2 protein-coding genes are annotated in these 1512 nt (G+C 56.1%); both read left to right on the top strand.

The window, feature by feature from the left end:
* Positions 1 to 61 precede the first annotated feature (61 nt).
* Complete coding sequence (ctrA, locus tag VZ95_RS17405) at positions 62 to 775, top strand: response regulator transcription factor CtrA (RefSeq protein WP_045776988.1); 714 nt, start codon at positions 62 to 64, stop codon at positions 773 to 775.
* 188 nt (positions 776 to 963) lie between these two features.
* Positions 964 to 1512: GbsR/MarR family transcriptional regulator (locus VZ95_RS17400; protein ID WP_045776987.1), on the top strand; the 549-nt coding region annotated here is incomplete at its 3' end.

Here is a 1512-nt window from a genome sequence, read left to right as displayed (position 1 = left end):
AGTTAACGTACATTAACCAATTTATCGGGCTCCTGGGCGGCCCGTTTAAGGTGGGGGCACTATGCGGATTCTCTTAGTTGAGGACGATGCCGCAACGTCGAAGAGCATCGCATTGATGCTGTCTTCCGCTGGCTACATTGTCGATACCACCGATTTGGGCGAAGATGGCGTCGAGATCGGTAAGCTTTATGATTACGATATTATCCTGCTGGATCTGATTCTGCCGGATATCGACGGCTACGAAGTGCTGCGCCGCTTCCGCCAAGCGCGGGTGCGGACGCCGATTCTCATCCTGTCCGGCCTGTCGGAACTCGATCACAAGATCAAGGGCCTCGGCTTCGGCGCGGATGATTATCTGACCAAGCCGTTCGATAAGCGCGAGTTGGTGGCCCGGATTCAGGCCATCGTGCGCCGCGCCAAAGGCCATTCGGATTCGGTCATTCGCACCGGGCGCCTGACGGTCAACCTCGACGCTAAAACCGCCGAAGTCGACGCGAAGCCGCTGCATCTGACCGGCAAGGAATATGGCATTCTGGAACTCTTGGCGCTGCGCAAAGGCACGACGCTGACCAAGGAGATGTTCCTGAACCATCTCTACGGCGGCATCGACGAGCCGGAACTGAAGATCATCGACGTTTTCGTCTGCAAGCTGCGCAAAAAGCTGAGCACGGCCACCGGCGGCGATAATTATATCGAAACCGTGTGGGGGCGCGGCTATGTGCTGCGTGAAAACGGCACCGAAGCCACACCGGAACCCGAAAAAGCCAGCGCTTAACCTGTCGAGTAATAGGATCTTTTCGATCTTATTACTTTGCTATATATATTGCTTTTTACGCTAATTCAATATTTATCCGCACAGCAAGTGCCCCCGCTCCCATCATTTTCGCTCACAATCGCCCTTGCCCTGCTGCAAAATTGTTCCTATAGTAATTTCAGAAATTACTGAAATTACGGAACATACCGATGCACCTCTCGCCGCTCCTTCAATCCTTCGTGCTGCATTTCGGCGAAATGGGCAGCCGCTGGGGCATCAACCGCACCGTGGGGCAGATTTACGCGCTGCTCTTCGCCTCGGCAGACCCCTTGAACGCCGATCAGATTATGGAAAAGCTCGGCTTTTCCCGCTCCAACGTCAGCATGGGGCTAAAGGAGTTGCAAACCTGGAACCTCGTGCGGCTGATCCATCGCCCCGGCGACCGGCGCGATTATTTTGCAACGCCAGATGATATTTGGACCATCGTCCGCACCCTCGCGGAAGAGCGCAAAAAGCGCGAAATCGATCCCACGCTTTCGATGCTGCGCGAACTGCTGATGCAGACGCCCGGCAATGAGGACGAGCGCCACGCCCAGGGCCGCATGCGCGAGATGCACGATCTTATCGAACTGCTCACCCGCTGGTATGGCGACGTGCAGGGGCTCGATACCGAGCGGTTGGTGATGCTGCTGTCGCTGGGCGCACGGGTGCAGAAGATTCTGGAAATCAAAGACAAGTTCACGTCCCTGCCCGGTCGC

It is taken from the genome of Elstera litoralis (assembly GCF_000963705.1).
GTDB classification, from domain to species: domain Bacteria; phylum Pseudomonadota; class Alphaproteobacteria; order Elsterales; family Elsteraceae; genus Elstera; species Elstera litoralis.
Note: the sequence above shows the minus strand (reverse complement) of the source record. Positions and strands in the feature narration are given on the sequence as shown.

Excerpts from the sequence above, each read along its gene's own strand:
- ctrA (WP_045776988.1), top strand. The coding sequence starts at position 62 with ATGCGGATTCTCTTAGTTGAGGACGATGCCGCAACGTCGAAGAGCATC.